The 20,185-nt window shown below is 62.3% G+C and carries 14 protein-coding genes and 7 pseudogenes; 12 read left to right on the forward strand and 9 right to left on the reverse strand.

What is annotated here, in order from left to right; translation table 11 throughout:
* The first annotated feature begins 382 nt into the window (after positions 1 to 382).
* The gene (locus NKI54_RS19985; protein ID WP_352692242.1) at positions 383 to 865 is read left to right on the forward strand and encodes a hypothetical protein; all 483 of its coding nucleotides are present in this window, start codon (positions 383 to 385) and stop codon (positions 863 to 865) included.
* A gap of 127 nt (positions 866 to 992) precedes the next feature.
* Here NKI54_RS19985 and NKI54_RS19990 read toward each other — a convergent pair whose 3' ends face one another.
* From NKI54_RS19990 to NKI54_RS20005, 4 genes are all read right to left on the reverse strand, one after another.
* The gene (locus NKI54_RS19990; protein ID WP_352828437.1) at positions 993 to 1,685 is read right to left on the reverse strand and encodes a glycine-rich domain-containing protein; all 693 of its coding nucleotides are present in this window, start codon (positions 1,683 to 1,685) and stop codon (positions 993 to 995) included.
* On the reverse strand, positions 1,685 to 2,191 hold the full coding sequence (locus tag NKI54_RS19995; RefSeq protein WP_352692244.1) for a hypothetical protein: 507 nt from the start codon (positions 2,189 to 2,191) through the stop codon (positions 1,685 to 1,687). Before NKI54_RS19995 ends, NKI54_RS19990 begins: the two co-directional genes overlap by 1 nt.
* A 90-nt stretch (positions 2,192 to 2,281) precedes the next feature.
* On the reverse strand, positions 2,282 to 2,509 hold the full coding sequence (locus NKI54_RS20000; protein WP_352692245.1) for a hypothetical protein: 228 nt from the start codon (positions 2,507 to 2,509) through the stop codon (positions 2,282 to 2,284).
* Complete coding sequence (locus NKI54_RS20005) at positions 2,506 to 3,012, reverse strand: hypothetical protein (protein WP_352692246.1); 507 nt, start codon at positions 3,010 to 3,012, stop codon at positions 2,506 to 2,508. Before NKI54_RS20005 ends, NKI54_RS20000 begins: the two co-directional genes overlap by 4 nt.
* A 268-nt stretch (positions 3,013 to 3,280) precedes the next feature.
* Between NKI54_RS20005 and NKI54_RS20010 the strand changes: the two genes are divergently transcribed.
* Entirely contained in the window at positions 3,281 to 4,738 is a 1,458-nt protein-coding gene (locus NKI54_RS20010; RefSeq protein WP_352692247.1) for a toll/interleukin-1 receptor domain-containing protein, read from the forward strand.
* Positions 4,739 to 5,092: 354 nt separating this feature from the next.
* Here NKI54_RS20010 and NKI54_RS20015 read toward each other — a convergent pair whose 3' ends face one another.
* Positions 5,093 to 5,491, reverse strand: a complete 399-nt coding sequence (locus NKI54_RS20015; protein WP_352646972.1) for a hypothetical protein — start codon at positions 5,489 to 5,491, stop codon at positions 5,093 to 5,095.
* 32 nt (positions 5,492 to 5,523) lie between these two features.
* On the opposite strand from NKI54_RS20015, the pseudogene NKI54_RS20020 reads away from it, so the two are divergent.
* The 5 pseudogenes from NKI54_RS20020 to NKI54_RS20040 form a co-directional block, all read left to right on the forward strand.
* Positions 5,524 to 6,023 (forward strand): annotated as a pseudogene (locus NKI54_RS20020) (IS66 family transposase); the annotation flags it as partial.
* Between the two features lie 1,149 nt (positions 6,024 to 7,172).
* A pseudogene (locus NKI54_RS20025) lies at positions 7,173 to 7,571 on the forward strand (tyrosine-type recombinase/integrase); the annotation flags it as partial.
* Between the two features lie 106 nt (positions 7,572 to 7,677).
* Positions 7,678 to 8,597: pseudogene (locus NKI54_RS20030) on the forward strand (tyrosine-type recombinase/integrase).
* Positions 8,594 to 9,593 (forward strand): annotated as a pseudogene (locus NKI54_RS20035) (tyrosine-type recombinase/integrase). Before NKI54_RS20030 ends, NKI54_RS20035 begins: the two co-directional pseudogenes overlap by 4 nt.
* 115 nt (positions 9,594 to 9,708) lie before the next feature.
* Positions 9,709 to 9,852: pseudogene (locus tag NKI54_RS20040) on the forward strand (transposase domain-containing protein); the annotation flags it as partial.
* Here NKI54_RS20040 and NKI54_RS20045 read toward each other — a convergent pair.
* The 4 genes and pseudogenes from NKI54_RS20045 to NKI54_RS20060 form a co-directional block, all read right to left on the reverse strand.
* Positions 9,833 to 9,995 (reverse strand): annotated as a pseudogene (locus NKI54_RS20045) (DUF6429 family protein); the annotation flags it as partial. The pseudogenes NKI54_RS20040 and NKI54_RS20045 sit on opposite strands and share 20 nt — an antisense overlap.
* Positions 9,996 to 10,005: 10 nt before the next feature.
* Positions 10,006 to 11,223, reverse strand: coding sequence for an MFS transporter (locus NKI54_RS20050; protein WP_352692248.1), 1,218 nt, complete (start codon positions 11,221 to 11,223; stop codon positions 10,006 to 10,008).
* Between the two features lie 57 nt (positions 11,224 to 11,280).
* Positions 11,281 to 12,717, reverse strand: a complete 1,437-nt coding sequence (gene rpoN, locus NKI54_RS20055) for an RNA polymerase factor sigma-54 (RefSeq protein ID WP_352692249.1) — start codon at positions 12,715 to 12,717, stop codon at positions 11,281 to 11,283.
* Between the two features lie 69 nt (positions 12,718 to 12,786).
* Positions 12,787 to 13,320, reverse strand: a complete 534-nt coding sequence (locus NKI54_RS20060; RefSeq protein WP_352692250.1) for a peroxiredoxin — start codon at positions 13,318 to 13,320, stop codon at positions 12,787 to 12,789.
* Positions 13,321 to 14,999: 1,679 nt separating this feature from the next.
* Here NKI54_RS20060 and NKI54_RS20070 point away from each other — a divergent pair.
* The 5 genes and pseudogenes from NKI54_RS20070 (at position 15,000) to NKI54_RS20090 (ending at position 20,067) form a co-directional block, all read left to right on the forward strand.
* Entirely contained in the window at positions 15,000 to 16,202 is a 1,203-nt protein-coding gene (locus tag NKI54_RS20070) for a cytochrome P450 (protein WP_352692251.1), read from the forward strand.
* Between the two features lie 94 nt (positions 16,203 to 16,296).
* Positions 16,297 to 17,586, forward strand: coding sequence for a cytochrome P450 (locus NKI54_RS20075; protein WP_352491450.1), 1,290 nt, complete (start codon positions 16,297 to 16,299; stop codon positions 17,584 to 17,586).
* A gap of 1 nt (position 17,587) precedes the next feature.
* Positions 17,588 to 17,713, forward strand: a pseudogene (locus tag NKI54_RS20080) (ferredoxin); the annotation flags it as partial.
* 168 nt (positions 17,714 to 17,881) lie between these two features.
* Positions 17,882 to 18,724: an SDR family oxidoreductase gene (locus NKI54_RS20085; RefSeq protein ID WP_352692299.1), complete on the forward strand. Its 843-nt coding sequence runs from the start codon at positions 17,882 to 17,884 to the stop codon at positions 18,722 to 18,724.
* Positions 18,724 to 20,067, forward strand: coding sequence for a cytochrome P450 (locus tag NKI54_RS20090; RefSeq protein WP_352692252.1), 1,344 nt, complete (start codon positions 18,724 to 18,726; stop codon positions 20,065 to 20,067). Before NKI54_RS20085 ends, NKI54_RS20090 begins: the two co-directional genes overlap by 1 nt.
* Positions 20,068 to 20,185: the final 118 nt, after the last annotated feature.

Below are 20,185 nucleotides of genomic sequence, written 5' to 3' on the forward strand. Positions count from 1 at the left end.
TTCTGTCGTTTCGGCGCTGACCATCCTTTGCCACGCTCCTAGAGATATACTTCGCCATCAGAACGGTGTTCAAAGCAGAACCAGTGCGATGGCTGCCGCGACTTGGCGAATCCCATCCTGCATCTTTGCCACAGTCGGGACGCTCGCACCTGTGATGCTGAACGCCAGGCCGCGTGACGGGCTCTATTGCATCCGGCAGGCGGATAGGTTCATCGCTCATCGGGACGGGTTTCAGTGCGGCACGCAGGGCTTCTTTTTGCGATCTTTAGAGACAGTGAACAGAATGAGAACAAAATTGTCAAGAGCGCCTTGACCAGAGAGGAAAATGTTCCTTATTTCTGGTTCAACCTGAGGCGGGAAGGAGCGATGGCGAAGCGCCAAAATGGACGCTGGCCGGCGAAGCTATGGCAAAAACTGCGGAGGACAATTTCCGGATCGAGGTTTGGGATCGGGAGGAAAAGGCCCTTGTCGAAACCATCTGTCGATCGCCGGATTCAAGCGTCAGCCAAGCCGCATGGCAAGCCGCCATTCGGCGCCGGCCGGGGATGCTGCTGATCCACTACAACAGCCGGCATGTGATGAAAAGATTATCACGCCAGGCGAGCCCATGGTGTCACCGCAAGTGATAGTGGAAGGCAGCGTGCATGCCGGGCTCGATGTGTCTCTTGGCGATCTGCGCGAATGGCACAAGCTGCGTGCCTGGTGCAAAAACTGTTCGCATCATGCCGAGGTGAAGCCGGCCGGTCTGATCCGGCGTTATGGCAAGGATGCGCTGTTCAGCACGGTCGAGCGGGGTCTGTTCTGCACAAGCTGCGACAGAGGCGGTCCGGTCAGACTGGAGATTCACAAGCTCCCACGGAACTGACCGTTGCCGTCGTCACGGCCAATGGTGGCGATCGGTTAAAACACCAGAAACATGCCAGACGTGTCGGTCGAAACCGCCGGATTATATTGAATGATGATAAGGCCGCCGGTGCCCGCGCCGCTGGTGCCTAGACCATTTCCTCGCCCGCCGCCGCCAGCGCCATAGTTCCCGCCAGCGCCGCCACCTGAATTGCCTGACGCACCACCGCCGCCACCGCCAGAGCCAGCCGAGCCGCCTGCGGTAATGGAGAATTCGCTACCGGCACCACCAGCGCCCCCTGGGTTAGTAAATGTGCCGCCTGCGCCACCTGATCCCGCATCGCCGATCCACCGGTGCCGCCTGAAGCCGGGGTGACGCCAGTGTTACCGGCTCCATTCGTGCCCCCGGCACCGCCACCGCCCGCGCCACGCTTAGACCCGGCGGACTCACCCGTACCGCCGTTACCGCCATTGAATTTCGAACCGCCGGCGGGAACCGTCGACGCTGCCGCGGTGCCGCCGGTGCCTGCCGCTGTCGTCGCGCTGGCGCCAGCCGTGCCGCCTTTGGCGATGAAGGCACTGGCATCAAACGTGGTGTCTCCACCCGCCGAACCCGCCGCACCGGCGTCACCAAGCGCGTAAGAGATGGGACCGGCCCCGCTCAGGGCATAATGAGTCTTGAAGCAGCAGGCGCCACCGCCACCGCCGCCGCCCCCGCCGCCGAACGCACCGCCACCGCCACCGCCACCGATAACCACGATCTGGTTATCCGCGCTGTTCCAGTCCCCAGGGACAACCCAGGATGTGCCAGAAGTGAGTGCGATCGTCTGGGAGTACGGCATCAGATATTATTCACCTTGGCGACCAAGTCCCACTTCGTGTCAGTCGTGTTGTAGATAAAGCCGAGATACATGGTCTTGCTGAGGACGGTCGTTGCGGGGAGTGCGACATCGGTGCCCGCGCGATAAATGGAATCCCACGTCAAGGCGCGGGCGGTGCCGTTGTCCTTGACGCGAATGATCAGTTTCTGGCCGTTAGCTGGCGTGCCGGTCGGCGCACCGAAAGCCGCAGCGGCCGCCCGCGCGGTCAAAATATATTCATCGGTGTTGGTCGAATCCGGCGTAGGCGTCGCCGAACTGGCGGTACTGGCAATCCGAGGCAGAGGGCTGCCGCTTGGCCCCGTCGCACCAGTCACGCCGGTTGCACCGGTGATGCCTGTCGGTCCGGTGATGCCTGTCGGTCCCGTGACGCCGGTCGGACCGGTGGCCCCGACGTTCCCGGTGCGCTCGAACGACACGGCGGCGGGATCGCTGTTCGAAAACGTGCCGCCGGACGCTACATGGGCCACTGTGAATTGATCCCAAGTGCCGCTTGTCTGTCAGCGCGGCCGTGATCTGAACCTGGAGGAAAGTCGCAGGCGTGCCGATCTTGCGGATCGTCACCAGGCCACGCGCGCCGTGGTCGTGCTGTCACCCCAAAGCGCGATCGACGTCGCAATGGCGTTGCCGTCGTTGTCGTTCTCGGAAATGTAGAGCGCCGTTGCCGATGTCAGGGTGGCGTTATTGATGCGCAGCTTGCCGGTCGTCGGATCGGCCGCTGTCGTGCCAGTGTCCCACAGAAAGCGCAGTCCGGCATCGCGGCCGATGAGGCCAGTGGGGCCGGTCACGCCCGTTGCTCCGGTAACGCCAGTTGGACCTGTTGCACCCGTAATTCCAGTCGGGCCTGCGACACCGTCGCGCCGGTCGGGCCGCCAGCAGGACCGGTTGCGCCGACGACGCCGGTTGGACCTGTCGGACCAGTTGCTCCGGTGACGCCGGTCGGACCTGTCGCGCCAACGCCGGTCGCTCCGACAACGCCCGTGGGGCCGGTAGCACCGGTGATGCCAGTCGGCCCTGTAGGGCCGGTGGCCCCGACACCAGTCGGGCCGGTCGGCCCTGTGGGTCCGGTTGGGCCGTCGCCGCGCAGTAGCGCCAGGACGGAAGGGGAAAGGCTGTCGACCGTGACCTTTTCGTTCGGCAGCGCGCCGTCACTGCGGCGTACGTCGGCCAAAGCGTCGATCGTCTCGTCAATGCTGGTGACGAGTTCGGCAAGAACATTGTCAAGCTGCGTGCCGTAAGGCAGGTAGTACTGGTAGCTGAATTCGATGACGGGCTTTTCGGGAGCAGCCATTTGATGCACCAGAACGTCGTCTTCCAGATAGCATCACGGCGCAGGAGCAGCGCTCCGCACTCAGATTTCAGATGCTTGTTGGAAGCCGTTGACGTTAGCCCCGGTGGGATCCGAAGCGGTTGGTGCAGTTGCCCGAGTCTGCGATTGTTCCGGCGCGATAACTCTACCCGATTTGGGCTCGGAAAACTAGGCTAGTCTAGGCGAAACTGCGATTCGCCGTCGACATAGACATGGCACCGCAAAAGGCAGTTCGAGCAGGAGATAGCACTTGGCAGAGGCTTCAGCACAACCACCGAGATGCTTTATCTCCTACAGTTGGACGAACCCTGATCACGAGGAATGGGTTCTTCAACTGGGGACCGAGCTTCGTCAAAGCGGCATCGACGTCGTTCTCGACAAGTGGGATCTTCGCGAGGGGCAAGATCCGCACGTTTTCATGGAGGCGATGATCACTGACGACACGATCACCAAGGTGCTTTTGGTTTGTGACGCTAAGTACGTGGAACGGGCAAATGAGCGAAGCGGTGGCGTTGGAATAGAGTCTCAAATTATCTCGCCAAAGGTCTATGCGAGCGCCAAGCAGACCAAATTTGTAGCGGTGGTCCGGGAACGTGATGCGGATGGGAGGGCGCTCTTACCCGCCTACTATGGTTCGCGAATTTACATAGATTTGAGCGCCGACGACCTCTACCGGCAGAACTTCGAACAGCTCGTTCGGTGGATTTTCGACAAGCCTGTTTATGTGAAACCCGCGATCGGAAAGCCGCCCGAATTCTTCGATGAAAACAAACCGAAGCTGTTTGGAAACGCAGCCGCTTACCACTCTGCGATGGATGGTCTGAAAGCGGGCCGTCCGAATTTTAAGGGTGCAGCCGAAGATTACCTCGCCAGCGTGCTCGAAGGCTTGGCAGCCTTTCGAATTCAAGGGCAGCACGAATTGTTGGACGAAGTCATTTTTCAGTCGATTGAAAGTTTGACCCCTTGCGAAAATCAAATTCTCGCCCTTCTGACGACGCTTTCGAGCTACCGATCAGATGAAGACGCGTTCCATATGACAGATCGATTTTTTGAGGCGCTGCTAGCGTTCAACGAAGCGCCGGAGAGTGCCCGCGATTACACGGAATGGCATTTCGATAATTTTAAGTTCTTCAGCCACGAATTGTTTCTGTCCTTTGTGGCGTTCTTGGTGAGACGCGAGAATTTCGAGTTTGCGGCTCACCTTCTGTCGAATCGATACTATCACCCAAGCCGTCACGGCGGGCCCAAAAGCGCTTCCTTTGCTCATTTCTGGGCGGGTATGCCTTCGCTCAACGGAGGCCGAAATAAGCGATTGGAGTTACGACGAGTGTCTGTGCATGCCGATCTGTTGAAAGAAAGGTGCGTCGGGAAACCGTTCTCTTTTGAGCAGATGATGCAGGCCGATTTCATCCTTTATCTCCGCGACCAGATAGATCGCGCACGGGCAAAGAACGATGGCGGGCGTCGAATGTGGTGGCCGACAACTCTACTCTACCGGCACGATTATGATGGAGCCTTTGAGGTGTTCGCCCGCAGCGAATCGAGCGCCTATTTCGACAGGGCGAAGATGCTACTTGGCGTCCAAAGCAAGGGAGAGTTGGAGCGGTTTATCACTGATCTTCCGGAATCGAGATTGCCTAGGTGGGACTATACAACGCTTGATATTCCGGCTGCTTTTGGCTTGGAGTTGCTCGCCTCGCGGCCTTAGCCGGATCGGTACTACTCCCCTCCGCTTCGCGTATCAAGAGTCCCGCCAGTTTCGGCGCCGGTGCGCGCCAGTCGGCGACGCATCGCCGCCCTGGTCGGCATTTATCGACCGATTGAATTCCGTCGCGCTGCCGATGGCGTTTTCGAGTTCAGCAGTGTTGCGCATAATAGACCCACTGCGCGACGCACTAGAGGTCATTCGACATACAAAATACTGTCTGCTACGTTCGCGCGATGGGGATTCTCATAACGCTCATCCTGATCTGCATCGTCGGAAACGTGCTGTACTTCCTGTTCGGGCCGCTGGCTGAGAGCATCCGTGATCACTGGCGAGTGAAGCGGATGCGCCGCAATCTCAGTGCCTCTGCCCGGCTGGATCGAAAATAGTCCCACCGCTCTCGAGCGCAGATCGCAGCAACGCTTCCGACACGCTGATCTGCGGGCTCCGCTGCGTGGCGGCGCGGATCATCTCCACTGAGCTCGGGCCGGTGAACATGTCCGCCAACGTCTTCAAGTTGCCGTGCCATGCCGCACGCCGTGTAGCATCGCCCGCCCGCGTCAAGTAGCTGGCGCCAAGCGATCTGGCCATATCAAACAAGGCCACCGACGGCGATGCTGTCCCGAGAGATTCCTTAATCGAGTGATTGAACGCCGTGGCACTGCCGACTTGCTCTCGGCGGCCCGTCGCCTGAAGCACGTCAAGAAGTTCCGGCATCGACAGAGATGCCTGCTTGTTCGGCAACTCGCGCAGCACCGCGTCGAGTACTGCCGCGCGTGTGTCGTTGCCGCCGCAAGTTCTACGAACTGCATGCCGCAGGCTCCTCCGTTATCGCCTCGCAGACGGTGGCGCAGATGGCCCCACTGTGGGCCGCCGAGGAGGCCGTACGCGGCCAGGACCCGGCAGTACGGATAACTGCGCGTCAGGAGAAATCCGCCGCCGTCGTTGCCGCTCTCTTTGCGCTGTGGGAAAAGGAGCTGCCGAAGCTGTCGGGAAAATCGAAGCCCGCCGAGGCGATCCGCTATGCGCTCGGCCGGCGTGCCGCGCTCGAGCGCTTCCTCACCGACGGCCGCATCGAAATCGACTCCAACACCGTCGAGCGTGCCAGCCTCTTCGCTGGCAGCGACGGCGGCGGACGGACATGGGCCACCATCGCCACGCTGCTGACCACCGCCAAGATGAACCAGGTCGATCCGCACGCCTGGCTCACCCAGACCCTCGAGCGCATCGCCAATGGCTGGCCAAACAGGGTATCGAGGCGCTCATGCCTTGGAACTACCATCGCTGAACGGCATCAGCTACCCGCTTACGGTAGACGCAGCCGCCTATGAGCATAGGTTCTACGATCACGTGCACCGGGCACACCACCCCGCCCACACCCCCGTGCCTGGTGAACGACTGATCGCCCGCCGTGCCGAAAGGTGCGGCGGGCGGTTCCCGATCGCCGGGTTTTGTCGGCGCTCAGACCAGAGGCACGTCGCAGCGCGAGCGCAGTTTCTACCTAATGGAAGTCAATCTTTTTTGACGACTGCGAGGTGTGTCTTTGGAGACTGATGAGCGCAGGCGTGTCGATCTTCGACGCTATGCGCCTAGCGAGTTCCCGCAATTCGAAAAAGCCGTCAATACTCATTAGGCTCAACGGTTGGCCTGACGAAGTGTCCCACCGCAAAGGTGCTTTGTCTTGCCTGTACGAAGATCCGTTCATCTCGCAAATGGCATCGTAAATCGCCTGTGCGATCGACATTTCGGCGAGGATACGCTCTGCATCTTTTTGGCTATTCACGAAAAGTTCCCCCAAATCCGCGCTCCCCTTAGCCGGTTTCATTAGAAGCCGCTAGATTACCCGGATGTGACACCTCGGATAAAATCGATTGATATGGCGGAGGGAGCACGCCGGGCTTTTTGTCTGGCCGTATGTACGCGATGAAAAATCGACGTTTTTGTTGCTGCAGCCCGGCGCCCGCCGGCTCGAGTTCATCCGCCGATGGAGCCAAAGCTGGTCGCCAAGCCGCCCGGTGGCGAGTGACCTTGCCCCCAGTTTTCTATCCAGTTTTGAGTTCGTTTCCGGCGTGGGTTGTGCCCTGCTGGGCGGGTGAAGCGGCGGGCGCTGGCGCGGAGCCTTTGGCATAGCGCAGCGCGAGCGACCGTCGCAGATTGAAGGTGGTGGCGAACTCGGCCGGTGTCTGCCAGGCGATTTGGGAATGCGGCCGCGCGGTGGTGTACAACACGACGACAGTACACCCACGGGACGGAGGTTCGCGAGCTTTTATATCCGTGGCATCCTTGGTGCGGTCAGCTCGTGCATGTCCATGCCCAGGTGCTCGACTATGTCGGGCGCTATACGTCGATCCGTCGCTGGCGGCTTGCTGGCCTGCCAACCTTCCTGCCACCACAGAAGGTTCAGTTGGTTCTCGATGCCTGCCATCGGACCACGGCAATGGGGCTTCGCGACTATGCGGTTCTGATGGCGCTGGCCAAGCTGGGCTTGCGCGCCAGCGAGGTTGCGGCGCTCAGTCTTGACGATATCGATTGGCAGTCGGGCAGTGTCCTCGTCCATGGCAAGGGACGGCGGCAAGCGATGATGCCACTACGCCACGACGTCGGTGCAGCTATCGTCGCCTACATCCGGCATGGGCGACCGGCTTCAGCGTGTCGCCGGTTATTTCTGCGAATGCTTGCTCCGCACGTCGGCTTTGCCTCAGGCTGCGCCATCACGATGATCGCGAAGGAGGCCCTCGAGCGGGCGGGTATTCACGGCTATGCGCACCACGGCGCGCACCTCTTCCGCCACAGCCTTGCGACCGACCTGCTGCGGTCGGGGGCCAGCTTTGCTGAGATCGGCCAGTTGCTTCGTCACCGGAGCATCGACAGCACGAGGATCTATGCCAAGCTCGACATCGAGAAGCTGCGCGAACTAGCCTGCCCTGGCCGGGAGGTGTCCAATGAGCCGTCTTCGAACAGCGCTCGAGCGCTATGTGGGCATGCGCCAAGGATTGGGATACAAGTATCATGGCCCCGCTCGACGGTTCTCGGATTTCGTCACCTTCATGGAGGCTCGCGGCGCCGAGACCATCACCACGGCGCTGGCAATGAAGTGGGTGACGTTGATCGGCCGACAAGCGAGTTGGTCCATCCGCCTGACCGATGTGCGCTGCTTCGCTCAGCACCTCGCTCATTTCGACCCGATGACGGAAGTGCCACCTCAAGGCGCTGTGCCGCCGGCGCGGCGGGCCAAGCCCTCATCTATACCGATGAGATCACGGCGCTTTTGGCGGCGGCACTGTCGCTGCCGCCGGCCAACGCCCTGCGTCGCTGGACATATCATTGTCTGTTCGGATTGATAGCGGTCGCCGGGCTACGCCATTCCGAAGCGCTCGACCTGCGCCGGGACGACGTCGATCTGGACCAAGGTATCCTCACCATTCGGGAGACGAAGTTCGGCAAGTCGCGGCTGGTCCCGCTCCATGCCACGACGGTCGCCGTGCTGTCGGACTACGCCGCGCGACGCGACGCGCATCTCGTCGCGCCTCGTAGCCCCTATTTCTTTGTCGCCGAGCAGGGCGGCAGATTGCTGCACCAATACGTGCACCGGGTGTTCTGGCAGCTGTCGCGACAGATCGGTCTGCGGCAGCGGGGACAGCGCAATGGTCCGCGGGTTCACGATCTTCGTCACCGTTTCGCCGTCCAGGCCCTGACCAACTGGTATCGTGCGGGCGAAGATGTCGAGCGGGAACTGCCGGTCCTCTCGACCTTTCTCGGCCACGCCAATGTTCGCGACACCTACTGGTATCTATCCGCCGCGCCGGAGCTAATGACCCATGCTGCGCGACTGCTGGATGAGCGGTGGGAGGTTCGCGCATGAGCGCCTCGAACGATTTAGCCGTGCTGATCGAGCGGTGGTTCACCGATCGGCTCATGCGACATCGAGGTGTAAGCTCCAACACCATCGCCTCCTATCGCGACACCTTCCGGCTCCTGTTTGCATTCGCGCAGACACGCCTTGGCAGGTCTCCGACGCAGTTGACACTGCGGGATTTGGGCGCGCCTTTCATCGGCGCATTTCTGGAGGACCTCGAGACACTGCGGTCCGCCTCAGTGAGGACCCGGACCTCCGCCTCACAGCCATTCGGTCTTTCTTCAGATATGCGTCGTTCGAGGAGCCGGCCCATAGCGCTCAGATTCAACGCGTGCTCGCGATCCCGAGCAAGCGATGCGACAAGCGACAGCTTCAGTTTCTCACCAGGCCCGAGATTGAAGCGATCCTGGCCTGTCCGGATCGCAGCACATGGCTGGGACGGCGTGATCACACTCTGCTGTTGCTGGCCGCGCAAACAGGCCTGTGGGTCTCGGGGATCATCGATCTCAACCGGGACTCGGTCATGCTGGGGCACGGTGCCCACGTGCGATGCGTTGGCAAGGGCCGCAAGGAGCGAAGTACGCCGCTCACCAAGGTTGCACAGCAAGCCCTTCGGGGCTGGCTCAACGAGCCCAGGAACGGGGCGCAACGGCTCTCTTTCCGAACATGCACCGCGGCAGGCTGAGCGCCGACGGCGTGCAGGCGCTGCTGAACAAACATGTCGCCAAGGCTCGCGAACACTGCGTCATCCTCCGCTCGAAGCGGGTGTCGCCTCATATTTTGAGGCACAGCGCTGCCATGGAGCTGCTGCAGGCGGGCGTCGATTGTTCGGTCATCGCCCTATGGCTGGGCCATGAGGCGATGGAAACGACGCTGACCTATCTTCACGCACATCTTGAGCAGAAGGAATCCGCACTTGGCAAGTTGAAGCCATACGAACGCGCAAAGGCCGAACGATTTCGGCCAAACGACCGACTTCTTGAATTCCTGAACGCCCTTTGAGCATGAGAACTATGCCGAGTGTCAACGACCGGTTCTCGGTCGAAATGGCGGGCAAAGCGCTTCATACCGCCATGGATCGGAAGAGGCGCTCGGCATAGTTTGGCGGTCGGCATAAACGGCGAAGCTCAACGACGTCGATCCGCAGGCCTGGCTGGCCGACGTCCTCACCCGCGTCGCCGATACGCCGCAGAACCGGCTTCATGAACTGCTTCCGTGGAATTGGCAGCCCCGCCAGATGCTTATGGCCTCGGCCGCGTGAACACGCGCGCGGAACAGTTCCTCCGACCGCTGACCTTCGTCCGTCAGGACCAAGGACTTGGCCTTGTTCGCAGGGTCTGTAATCAGCCCCTTCCGATGCAGCCGATCCGTCACATCCCAATCAAAGCTCTTCCAGGCGCATCGTCCAGGCGGTCTAGGTTTCGCGCTTCGGGCCGAGCAGGAACACTGTCAGGGCGGCGAGGAACGTGGCAACAGCACTGTAGGCAATGGCACTGGCAATCCCAATATTGTCCACCAATAGTCCGCCGAAAATCGCGCCCGCTGCGATTGCCACTTGGAACGCTACGACCATCAGCACACCGGCGCTTTCGGCCTGCTCGGGAGCGGCGCGCCGCACCATCCACGTCTGCAATCCCACTGGCACTGCGCCGAAGGCAAAGCCCCAGGCGGCAATCGCAATCGCCGAGGCCGAGGCCGATGCTCCCGCCGTCAGCAGCGAAACAGCGGCTATCGCTATGAGCAGCGGGGCAAGGGCCGCGACTGCCTTGAGACTGTACTCGGCCAGAAGCCCGCCGGCCAAATTGCCGAAGAATCCGCCGATGCCAAAAGCAAGCAACACAAGCGGGATCATGTCGACATCCAGCGCGGGAATCTTCTCGAGGAAGGCGCGGATATAGGTGATTCCGGCGAAGTGGCCGGAAGCGACCAGCAGGACGACCAAAAGCGCGACCTTGACCATCGGAATCTTGGCCACATCCAGCAGGCTGCGGAAGCTAGCCACTCCGACCGGAGGCAGCCTCGGAATGGTTATGAGTTGCACCAGCAGTGTAGCGGCGCCGAAGACTGCGGCGAGCATGAAAGCGCTTCGCCACCCCCAAATATCGCCGACATAAGCGCCGATTGGAGCTGCGCAAACGGTAGCGACGGAAACGCCGGTGAGGATGATCGACATGGCGCGCGGCAGGAGGTGGCTTGGAACGAGCCGCATCGCCAGTGATGCCGACATCGACCAGAAGCCGCCGAGCGCTATGCCGAGCACGACCCGTGCAGTCAGGAGAACCGCGAGCGACCACGCGCCGGCCGCCAGAACGTCCGACAGGATCAGCAGCAGCGTCATCGCCCACATGACTATCCTGCGGTCCAGGCGCTTTGTGGTGATGGCCACCGTCGGCGCCGAGATCGCCCCGACGATAGCGGTCGCCGTCATCGCCTGTCCAGCCGCACCCTCGGTGATACCGAGATCATGCGCAAGCGGCGTGAGCAGGCTGACAGGCAGAAACTCTGCCGTCACCAGCCCGAAGGTGCCCAAGGAAAGCGAAATAACCGCACCCCATGCGGGACCAGACGGTTGGTCGGGCTTTTCTGGGTCGTGCAGAACAGCGTCCATGTCCTCTGCCGCGGATCGGGTCATGAACGAAGTCTCCACTTTGGAGGCACTGCAACATGGGGTTGGCTGCCTTGACCCACATTAAAGACACAAGCGCATTTCCCGGCGGCGTTGCACGGAGGAGGGGATGTTCATTGCTTCGCGATATTTTGTGACGGTGCGGCGCGCAACATCCATGCCGGTTTCCTTCAGCCGGACAGCGATGTCATCGTCGGAAAGCACGTCGCCGGGAGATTCTGCGGCAATTATCGCTTTGATCCGATGGCGGACAGCTTCGGCGGAGTGCGCATCGCCGCCTTGGCAGGACGCGATCGCGACGGTGAAAAAATACTTGAGTTCGAAGACTCCGCGCGGGGTAAGCATGTACTTGTTCGAGGTCACCCGGCTTACTGTCGACTCGTGCACGCCGATCGCGTCAGCGACGGTTCTGAGATTGAGAGGCCGCAGGTGGGCGACGCCATGTTCCAAAAAGGCATCCTGCTGGCGCACGATTTCAGCCGCAACCTTAACAATCGTCTTGGCGCGCTGATCGAGGCTGCGGATTAGCCAGTTCGCGTTTTGCAAGCATTCGTTGAGAAATGCTTGATCTTTCGAATTTTGGACAGTTTGACGCGACACTTCGGCATAGTAGGTTTGGTTGATCAGCAGCTTGGGCAGTGTGGCCGGATCAAGTTCGATCTGCCACCCGCCTTCCGGCGAGGGCGTGACCCAGACGTCGGGTATGATTGATTCAGACGCACCGGATTGGAACCGGTTTCCAGGCTTGGGATCGAGCGCCCGAATCTCATGCATCATGTCGAGAAGGTCGTCTTCATCGACGCCGCAATGCTGCTTCAGTGCCTGAAAATCGCGTCGCGCAAGCATTTCAAGATTGGCAACCAAAGCTGCCATTGCCGGGTCGAACCGGTCTCGCTGGCGTAACTGGATTTCGAGGCATTCTCCGAGAGTTCGCGCAAAAATTCCCGGTGGATCAAAGTGCTGCAAGGTTCCGAGAACCCGTTCCACATCAGCCTCCCGGACATTCAGGCTCTCGGCCAGCTCCAAAAGGTTTGCCCGAAGATAGCCAGTGTCTTCCAGATCGGCGGCAAGCTGGCCAGCGATCAGCCGCTCCTGTGGTGTGAACGCAGTGAGGGCGATCTGACGAGCGACATGGTCGTGCAATGTCTCGGCGAGGCTGGCAAACTCGTCGAGGGAAGGGCCATTACCCGGCGGGTTGTTGGTCGTGTTGCGAAGTGATTTCCATTGCCCGAGCCGTTCAGGCGAGCCGGCCCCGGTCGGTCCGTCAACGGCGTTTGCGCGTGGACCGACACGCTGATCCGCTCCCGAAATCGAAACATCGCCAAAAGGCCCGCCATCGTTTGACGCAGATTCCAAGAGCGGGTTCTTCTCGATTTCCCGCTCCACGAACTGATGCAGTTCAGTATGCGCCAGTTGCAGCAAGCGAATCGACTCAATGAGTTGAGGCGATGCGACCATGGATTGCTTCTGGCGCTGAAGCAGGCTTGCTGAGGATTGCATGGTGAGCGCGATAGTCCTGTCGAGGAGCCTCTTGGGGCGGGCAATGGCATCAGTGAGACGTTTTCTAGGTCATGCGGCGGCTTTCAGCGTTTCGAGAACGTTTTGCGGGGATGAGACGCCATAGGGGTCGGCCTCGCAGTTGTCGGAGAAACCTTCCTCCTCGAACCACTGCTCAACCACGCCATTGTTGATCAGGGCGGCGTAGCGCCAGGAGCGCATCCCGAAGCCGAGATTGTCCTTGGCGACCAGCATGCCCATCTTGCGTGTGAACTCGCCTGAGCCATCGGGGATGAGCTCGACCTTCTGCAGGCCCAAGGACTTCCCCCATGCATTCATGACGAAGGCATCGTTGACGGAGACGCAGTAAATCGCGTCAATTCCCTCCTTCTCAAACTCATCATAGAGCTCTTCGAACTTGGGCAGTTGGTAGGTCGAGCAAGTCGGGGTGAAGGCGCCAGGCAGCGAGAACAGGATGACGCGCTTGCCGGCAAAGTAGTCCTCAGATGTCTTTTCTTCCCAGCGATATGGATTTGGCCCCTGGACTGACTCATCGCGAACACGCGTGAGAAAGGTGACGAAGGGAACTTTCTTTTGAACGGTCATCAAGTTGCTCCTAAAGAAAAAAACTGGCGCGCTGGATTCTGGCAGAGGCTGGCGCAATACCGAGCAAAGGCTCGTATGCCGGGCATGGAATGAGGACCTCGCGGCTCGCAACCTCCTTTTTCCATCCCGATGTATGGGAACGTCTTGGCTGCTTGTCTTCGCCACCCGAACGCAATCGATCTGAGCGAGCTGGACACCGTCGAGCCGCTTGGGCAACTTTCCACGGCTATGGCGCCGCAAGCGGCATCGATCACTCGCGCTCGTGTCCGGGAAAAAGTGATAGCGGCCGGAAGTAGCCAATGTCGGAAGCGTGTGGAGGCCTCAAATGTGACTTCACGCAACAGACCCGCGTCACTGAACTGGTTCAGCTTATTGTCGATGTTTGCCAGTGGCCCGCTGACCTTGGCTTGGGTGACCCTTTGATGGGGCTCTTGGGCACTCACATGCTGAACAGAACCGGTAAACGGCAATTGCGCGAGCGACACGTGTTGGCGTGCGGGCATCGGACCAGCCATGCGCAAAGCGGCTGCCGAGCACGGACCTCCGGAGGAGACGATGTCCCGATGTTCAGCGGGAACGGGCACCGTCTCCTCAGGCCACGGTCTAGAGCTTCGCGTGTCGGGCATGGTGCAAGTTGCTTTCATCGTGATTTGATGGGCTCTAACCAGGAGCAGCAAGCGGCATGCCATTTCAAATAGGAGATGCTTTTGGACCGCCCCCTTTCTCTCGGAGGCCGTGTCTTCGCCGAGATCGGGCGCGCGCTATAACTGCCTCGTCACCACACTTGACGACGGTGCTGTATGGTGCGGAGATTCGGCGCTTCCGCACCGGCTGGGCGAAAACGAACCGGAAGCCGAGCCGATGCACTACTCACACCGGCGGGGACTGCAGCGATTGCGTAGCGTCTGCCCGCTAGCGTGTTCTTGGGTGCGCAGGCTCGACTTTCGCGAACACGCGCCTGTCGCAGCAACCATGAGCGTGCGGTCTTGGGCAAGCGCCCTGGTTCCGAGAGGGTCGCATTCCCCAAGCGTGTCTATTTGCAACCCTCTATGTTCGAAACTGGACCAGAATGTCGCAAGCCCGACCGAAAGGTCCCCAGGCGCGTACTATCCGATACTGTTCTGTCGCCTTTGTTGGTCCGCGACACCGGCCTATTTCGCCGAGCTCTTGCCCGGCCTCAGGCTAACCCACTGAAAAGCAATCATAATTCTTTTTCTTCTGCTGGTTCGGCCAAATTGGCACGAGTTTTGATGCTCCTTCGTTGCGGGCCGGGAGCTGCCGACCGACCTTCATTTCGTGGATGACACCGCGATCGATGGAACGAAGAAAGAAAAGCAAATTGTCAAATCCGCATCAGATAGCCTTCTATGGGAAGGGGTCCCTCGGCGAAACCGCCCCTACCAAACAGCTTGCCGCCCTTGTCGACCTTTGCGCAGGAAATGTTGATGGCCGGCTGCGACTCAAAGGCCCACCACACCCACCTTATCCTGAACTCGAAGGCGCTGGATAAAGTTCTGCATCTCGCCGCGCGGTATGCCTAGACAGTTACACGTTGGCCGATCTTGATAATCGGGTCGGCCTTCGGAGGACGTCGTCTACATGCCGTCTTGGTCATTCGCTGCCCGCAGCGCCCGCCGGTCACTTTTCGCCCTTCCACCGCTAGAGAGTGAAGTGCCACCATGTCCGAACAACCCTTGCCGACGCTGCCGATGTGGCGCGTCGATCACATCGAGCCCTCGCCCGAGATGTTGGCGCTACGCGCCAACGGTCCGATCCACCGCGTGCGCTTCCCGTCCGGGCACGAAGGCTGGTGGGTCACAGGCTACGACGAGGCCAAGGCGGTGTTGTCCGACGCGGCGTTCCGGCCCTCCGGAATGCCGCCGGCGGCATTCACCCCGGATTCGGTGATTCTCGGTTCGCCGGGGTGGCTGGTCTCGCACGAGGGGGGCGAGCATGCGCGGTTACGCACGATCGTGGCGCCGGCCTTCAGCAACCGCAGGGTGAAGCTGCTCGCGCAGCAAGTCGAGGTGATCGCCGCGCAGTTGTTCGAGACACTGGCGGCCCAGCCCCAGCCCGCCGACCTGCGGCGCCACCTCTCCTTTCCACTTCCGGCCATGGTCATCAGCGCGCTGATGGGCGTGCTCTACGAGGATCACGCCTTTTTCGCCGGGCTGTCCGACGAGGTGATGACGCACCAGCATGAAAGCGGCCCGCGCAGCGCGTCGCGCTTGGCCTGGGAAGAACTGCGCGCCTACATTCGCGGCAAGATGCGGGACAAGCGCCAGGATCCTGGCGACAACCTGCTGACGGATCTGCTCGCGGCGGTCGACCAGGGCAAGGCGACCGAGGAAGAGGCGATCGGCCTGGCGACGGGCATGCTGGTGGCGGGGCACGAGAGCACCGTCGCGCAGATCGAATTCGGCCTGCTGGCCATGTTCCGCCATCCGCAACAGCGCGAACGCCTGGTCGGCGATCCATCCCTGGTGGACAAGGCGGTGGAGGAAATCCTGCGCATGTACCCGCCGGGCGCGGGCTGGGACGGCATCATGCGCTATCCGAGGACCGACGTGACCATCGCGGGCGTGGATATTCCCGCGGAGAGCAAGGTGCTTGTCGGCCTGCCGGCGACGTCGTTCGATGCGCGCCATTTCGACGACCCGGAAATCTTCGACATCGGACGCGACGAAAACCCGCACCTGGCGTTCTCCCATGGGCCGCACTACTGCATCGGCGCGGCGCTGGCCAGGCTGGAACTCAAGGTGGTGTTCGGTTCGATCTTCCAGCGCTTTCCCGCGCTGCGCCTGGCCGTGGCGCCCGAAGAACTGAAGTTGCGCAAGGAGATCATCACTGGCGGGTTCGAGGAGTTCCCGGTGCTCTGGTGATGCGCCGACGCCGCCGGGAATCGCGATCTTCTCCGCAATTTGCCGGCGCGCCTGGCGCGCGCCGGTCAGATCAGCCAGCCAACAGGTAACCAAGATGGACGTGCAAGAAACCACGGCAGCATGCCGGGACGCCTTCGCCGAACTGGCGTCGCCAGCGTGCATCCACGACCCGTATCCGTTCATGCGGTGGTTGCGCGAGCACGATCCGGTGCATCGCGCGGCGTCGGGCCTCTTTCTGTTGAGCCGCCACGCCGACATCTACTGGGCGCTCAAGGCCACGGGCGATGCTTTTCGGGGACCGGCGCCGGGCGAACTGGCGCGCTATTTCCCGCGTGCGGCGACCAGCCTGTCACTCAATCTGCTGGCGTCCACGCTAGCGATGAAGGAACCACCGACGCATACGCGTCTGCGCCGGCTGATCTCGCGCGATTTCACCATCGGCCAGATCGACAACCTGAGGCCGACCATCGCTCGCATTGTCGCAGCGCGCCTGGACGGCATGGCGCCCGCGCTGGAGCGCGGGGAGGCGGTGGACCTGCATCAGGAATTCGCGCTGGCCTTGCCCATGCTGGTTTTCGGCGAACTGTTCGGCATGCCCCAGGACGACACGTTCGGGCTCGTCGCCGGCATCAGCGCCATTCTGGAAGGCCTGAGCCCGCACGCCAGCGATCCCCAGCTCGCCGCGGCGGACGCGGCCAGCGCCAGGGTGCAGGCCTACTTCGGCGACCTCATACAGCGCAAGCGCACCGATCCCCGCCACGACATCGTGTCAATGCTGGTCGGCGCACACGACGACGATGCCGACATGCTGTCGGATGCGGAATTGATCAGCATGCTCTGGGGCATGCTGCTGGGCGGCTTCGCCACCACTGCCGCGGCCATCGGCCATGCGGTCCTGGCGATGCTGGCGTATCCCGAACAGCGGCACTGGCTGAAGGGAGATGCCGTGGGGGTGAAGGCATTCGTCGAAGAAGCCCTGCGCTACGACGCGCCCGCCATGTTCAGCTCCATTCCGCGTATCGCCCAGCGCGACATCGAACTGGGCGGCGTGGTGATCCCGAAGAACGCGGACGTGCGCGTGCTGATCGCGGCCGGCAATCGCGACCCGGACGCCTTCGCCGATCCCGACCGCTTCGATCCCGTGCGGTTCTACGGCACCAGTCCTGGCATGTCGATCGACGGGAAGATCATGCTGACCTTCGGCCACGGCATCCACTTCTGCCTGGGTGCGCAACTGGCCCGAGTGCAGTTGGCCGAGAGCCTGCCGCGGATCCAGGCGCGCTTCCCCACGCTGGCATTGGCCGAGCAGCCGACCCGGGAGCCCTCCGCGTTCCTTAGGACGTTCCGCGCGCTGCCGGTGCGGCTGCATGGGCAGGAGGGCTGAGATGCGCGTCCTGGTCGATCAGGATCTGTGCGGAACTACCGGGCAGTGCGTGCTGACGCTGCCGGGCATCTTTCGCCAGCGCGAACCGGACGGCGTGGCCGAAGTGTGCGTGGCGACGGTCCCGCAGGCGCTGCACGCCGCCGTGCGGCTTGCGGCCAACCAGTGCCCGGTCGCCGCCATTCGGGTGATCGAAAGCGACGCTGGCCATGACGAGCGCGCCAGCGCCGACCCTGCGCCTTCTCCGGCGGAGGCCGAGCGGCATGCTGCGAAAGACCAATGCAATTCAGGAGACACGATGGGACGGTTTGAAGGCAAGGTGGCCGTGGTGACCGGCGCCGGCGCCGGCATCGGCCAGGCATGCGCTCTCGCCATCGCGCGCGGGGGCGGCAGAGTGGTGGTGGCCGACATTGATGGCTCGGCGGCCATCGCCTGCACCGCGCAGATCGCGGCCGAAGCAGGCCACGCGCTGCCCATAGCCATGGATATCGCCGATGGCCAGGCGGTGGCAGGGCTGTTCGAGACGGCGGAGCGGCACTTCGGGGGGGTCGACCTGCTGGTGAACAATGCGAGCGCCATGCATCTGACCCAGCGCGACCGCGCGATCCTCGACCTGGACCTGGCAGTCTGGGACCAGACCATGGCGACCAATCTGCGCGGCACGCTGCTCTGCTGCCGGCAGGCCATCCCACGGATGATCGCCCGCGGCGGTGGCGCGATCGTCAACATGTCGTCGTGCCAGGGGCTCAGCGGTGACACGGCGCAGACGTCCTACGCCGCGTCGAAGGCGGCGATGAACATGCTGTCGGCTTCGCTCGCCACCCAATACGGTCATGCGCAGATCCGCTGCAACGCCGTTGCGCCGGGTCTCGTCATGACCGAGCGTCTCCTCGCCAAGCTGGACGAGTGCATGCAACGGCATCTGCGCCGGCACCAGCTCCTGCAGCGCGTCGGCCGCCCCGAGGACGTGGCCGCGCTCGTGGCGTTCCTGCTCTCCGACGATGCTGCGTTTATCACAGGCCAGGTCGTGTGCATCGATGGCGGCATGCTGGCGCATGTGCCGACATACGCCGACGGTGGCAACAGCTGCGCCGCGCGCCCTGCCGGCGACACCGAATCGGCGGCGGCGGCGCGCTGCTGATGGACATGCTGCTCAACCCACTCAACCGTCGGCACCGGCTGCGATGCGACATCCCGGTCATGCCTGGCGCTTTCCCCCTGGTCGGGCATCTTCCCGCCATTGTCTGCGACCTGCCGCGCCTGCTGCAGCGCGCAGAACGGACGCTGGGCAGCCACTTCTGGCTGGATTTCGGCCCTGCCGGACACCTGATGACCTGCGTGCATCCGGATGCGTTCGCACTGCTCCGGCACAAGGACGTGTCCTCGGCGCTGATCGAAGAGATCGCGCCCGAATTGCTTGGCGGAACGTTGGTTGCCCAGGACGGCGGCGCGCACCGGCAGGCGCGCGATGCGATTAAGGCGGCGTTCCTGCCCAAGGGGCTGACCCAGGCCGGCATCGGCGACCTGTTCGCGCCCGTCATCTGGGCGCGGGTGCAGGCGTGGCGCGAGCGCGGCGACATAACCATCCTGCGCGAAACCGGCGACCTGATGCTCAAGCTCATCTTCAGCCTCATGGGAATCCCCGCGCAGGACCTGCCGGGATGGCATCGCAAATACCGGCAACTGCTGCAGTTGATCGTCGCGCCCCCGGTCGACCTGCCCGGACTGCCCTTGCGGCGAGGCCGCGCCGCCCGCGACTGGATCGACGCGCAGTTGCGCCAGTTCGTCCGCGACGCGCGCGCACACGCCGCGCGCACCGGGTTGATCAACGACATGGTGAGCGCCTTCGACCGCAGCGACGATGGGCTCTCCGATGACGTCCTAGTCGCCAATATCCGATTGCTGCTGCTTGCCGGTCACGACACCACTGCCTCGACGATGGCCTGGATGGTGATCGAGCTGGCGCGGCAGCCTGTTCTGTGGGACGCCCTGGTCGAGGAGGCGCAACGCGTGGGCGCGGTGCCGACCCGGCACGCGGACCTGGCGCAGTGTCCGGTCGCCGAGGCACTGTTCCGGGAGACGCTGCGCCTGCATCCGGCGACCACGCTCCTGCCGCGTCGCGCGCTGCAGGAATTGCAACTCGGCCAACGGCGCATTCCCGCGGGCACCCATCTGTGCATCCCGCTGCTGCATTTCTCGACCTCGGCGCTGCTGCACGAGGCGCCTGATCAGTTCCGCCTGGCGCGGTGGCTGCAACGCACGGAGCCGATCCGGCCGGTGGACATGCTGCAGTTCGGTACCGGCCCACACGTCTGCATCGGCTACCACCTGGTATGGCTGGAAATGGTGCAGTTCTGCATCGCGTTGGCGCTGACCATGCACCAGGCCGGGGTGCGGCCGCGGTTGCTGAGCGGCGTCGAAAAAGGCCGGCGCTATTACCCGACTGCACATCCGTCCATGGCAATCCGCATAGGCTTCTCATGAGCTGGCATCGCATGCCCCGTGTGGCGAGGCAGCGGCGCCGGCGAGGCGCGGCATTGCTGCACTCAGCGCACGCGCTCGGTGCGACGCCGGCAACACCGCGGCGGCTTGGCGCTCGCCG

Origin of the sequence: Mesorhizobium sp. M0663 (assembly GCF_040320585.1) — a bacterium.
Lineage (GTDB): Bacteria > Pseudomonadota > Alphaproteobacteria > Rhizobiales > Rhizobiaceae > Mesorhizobium.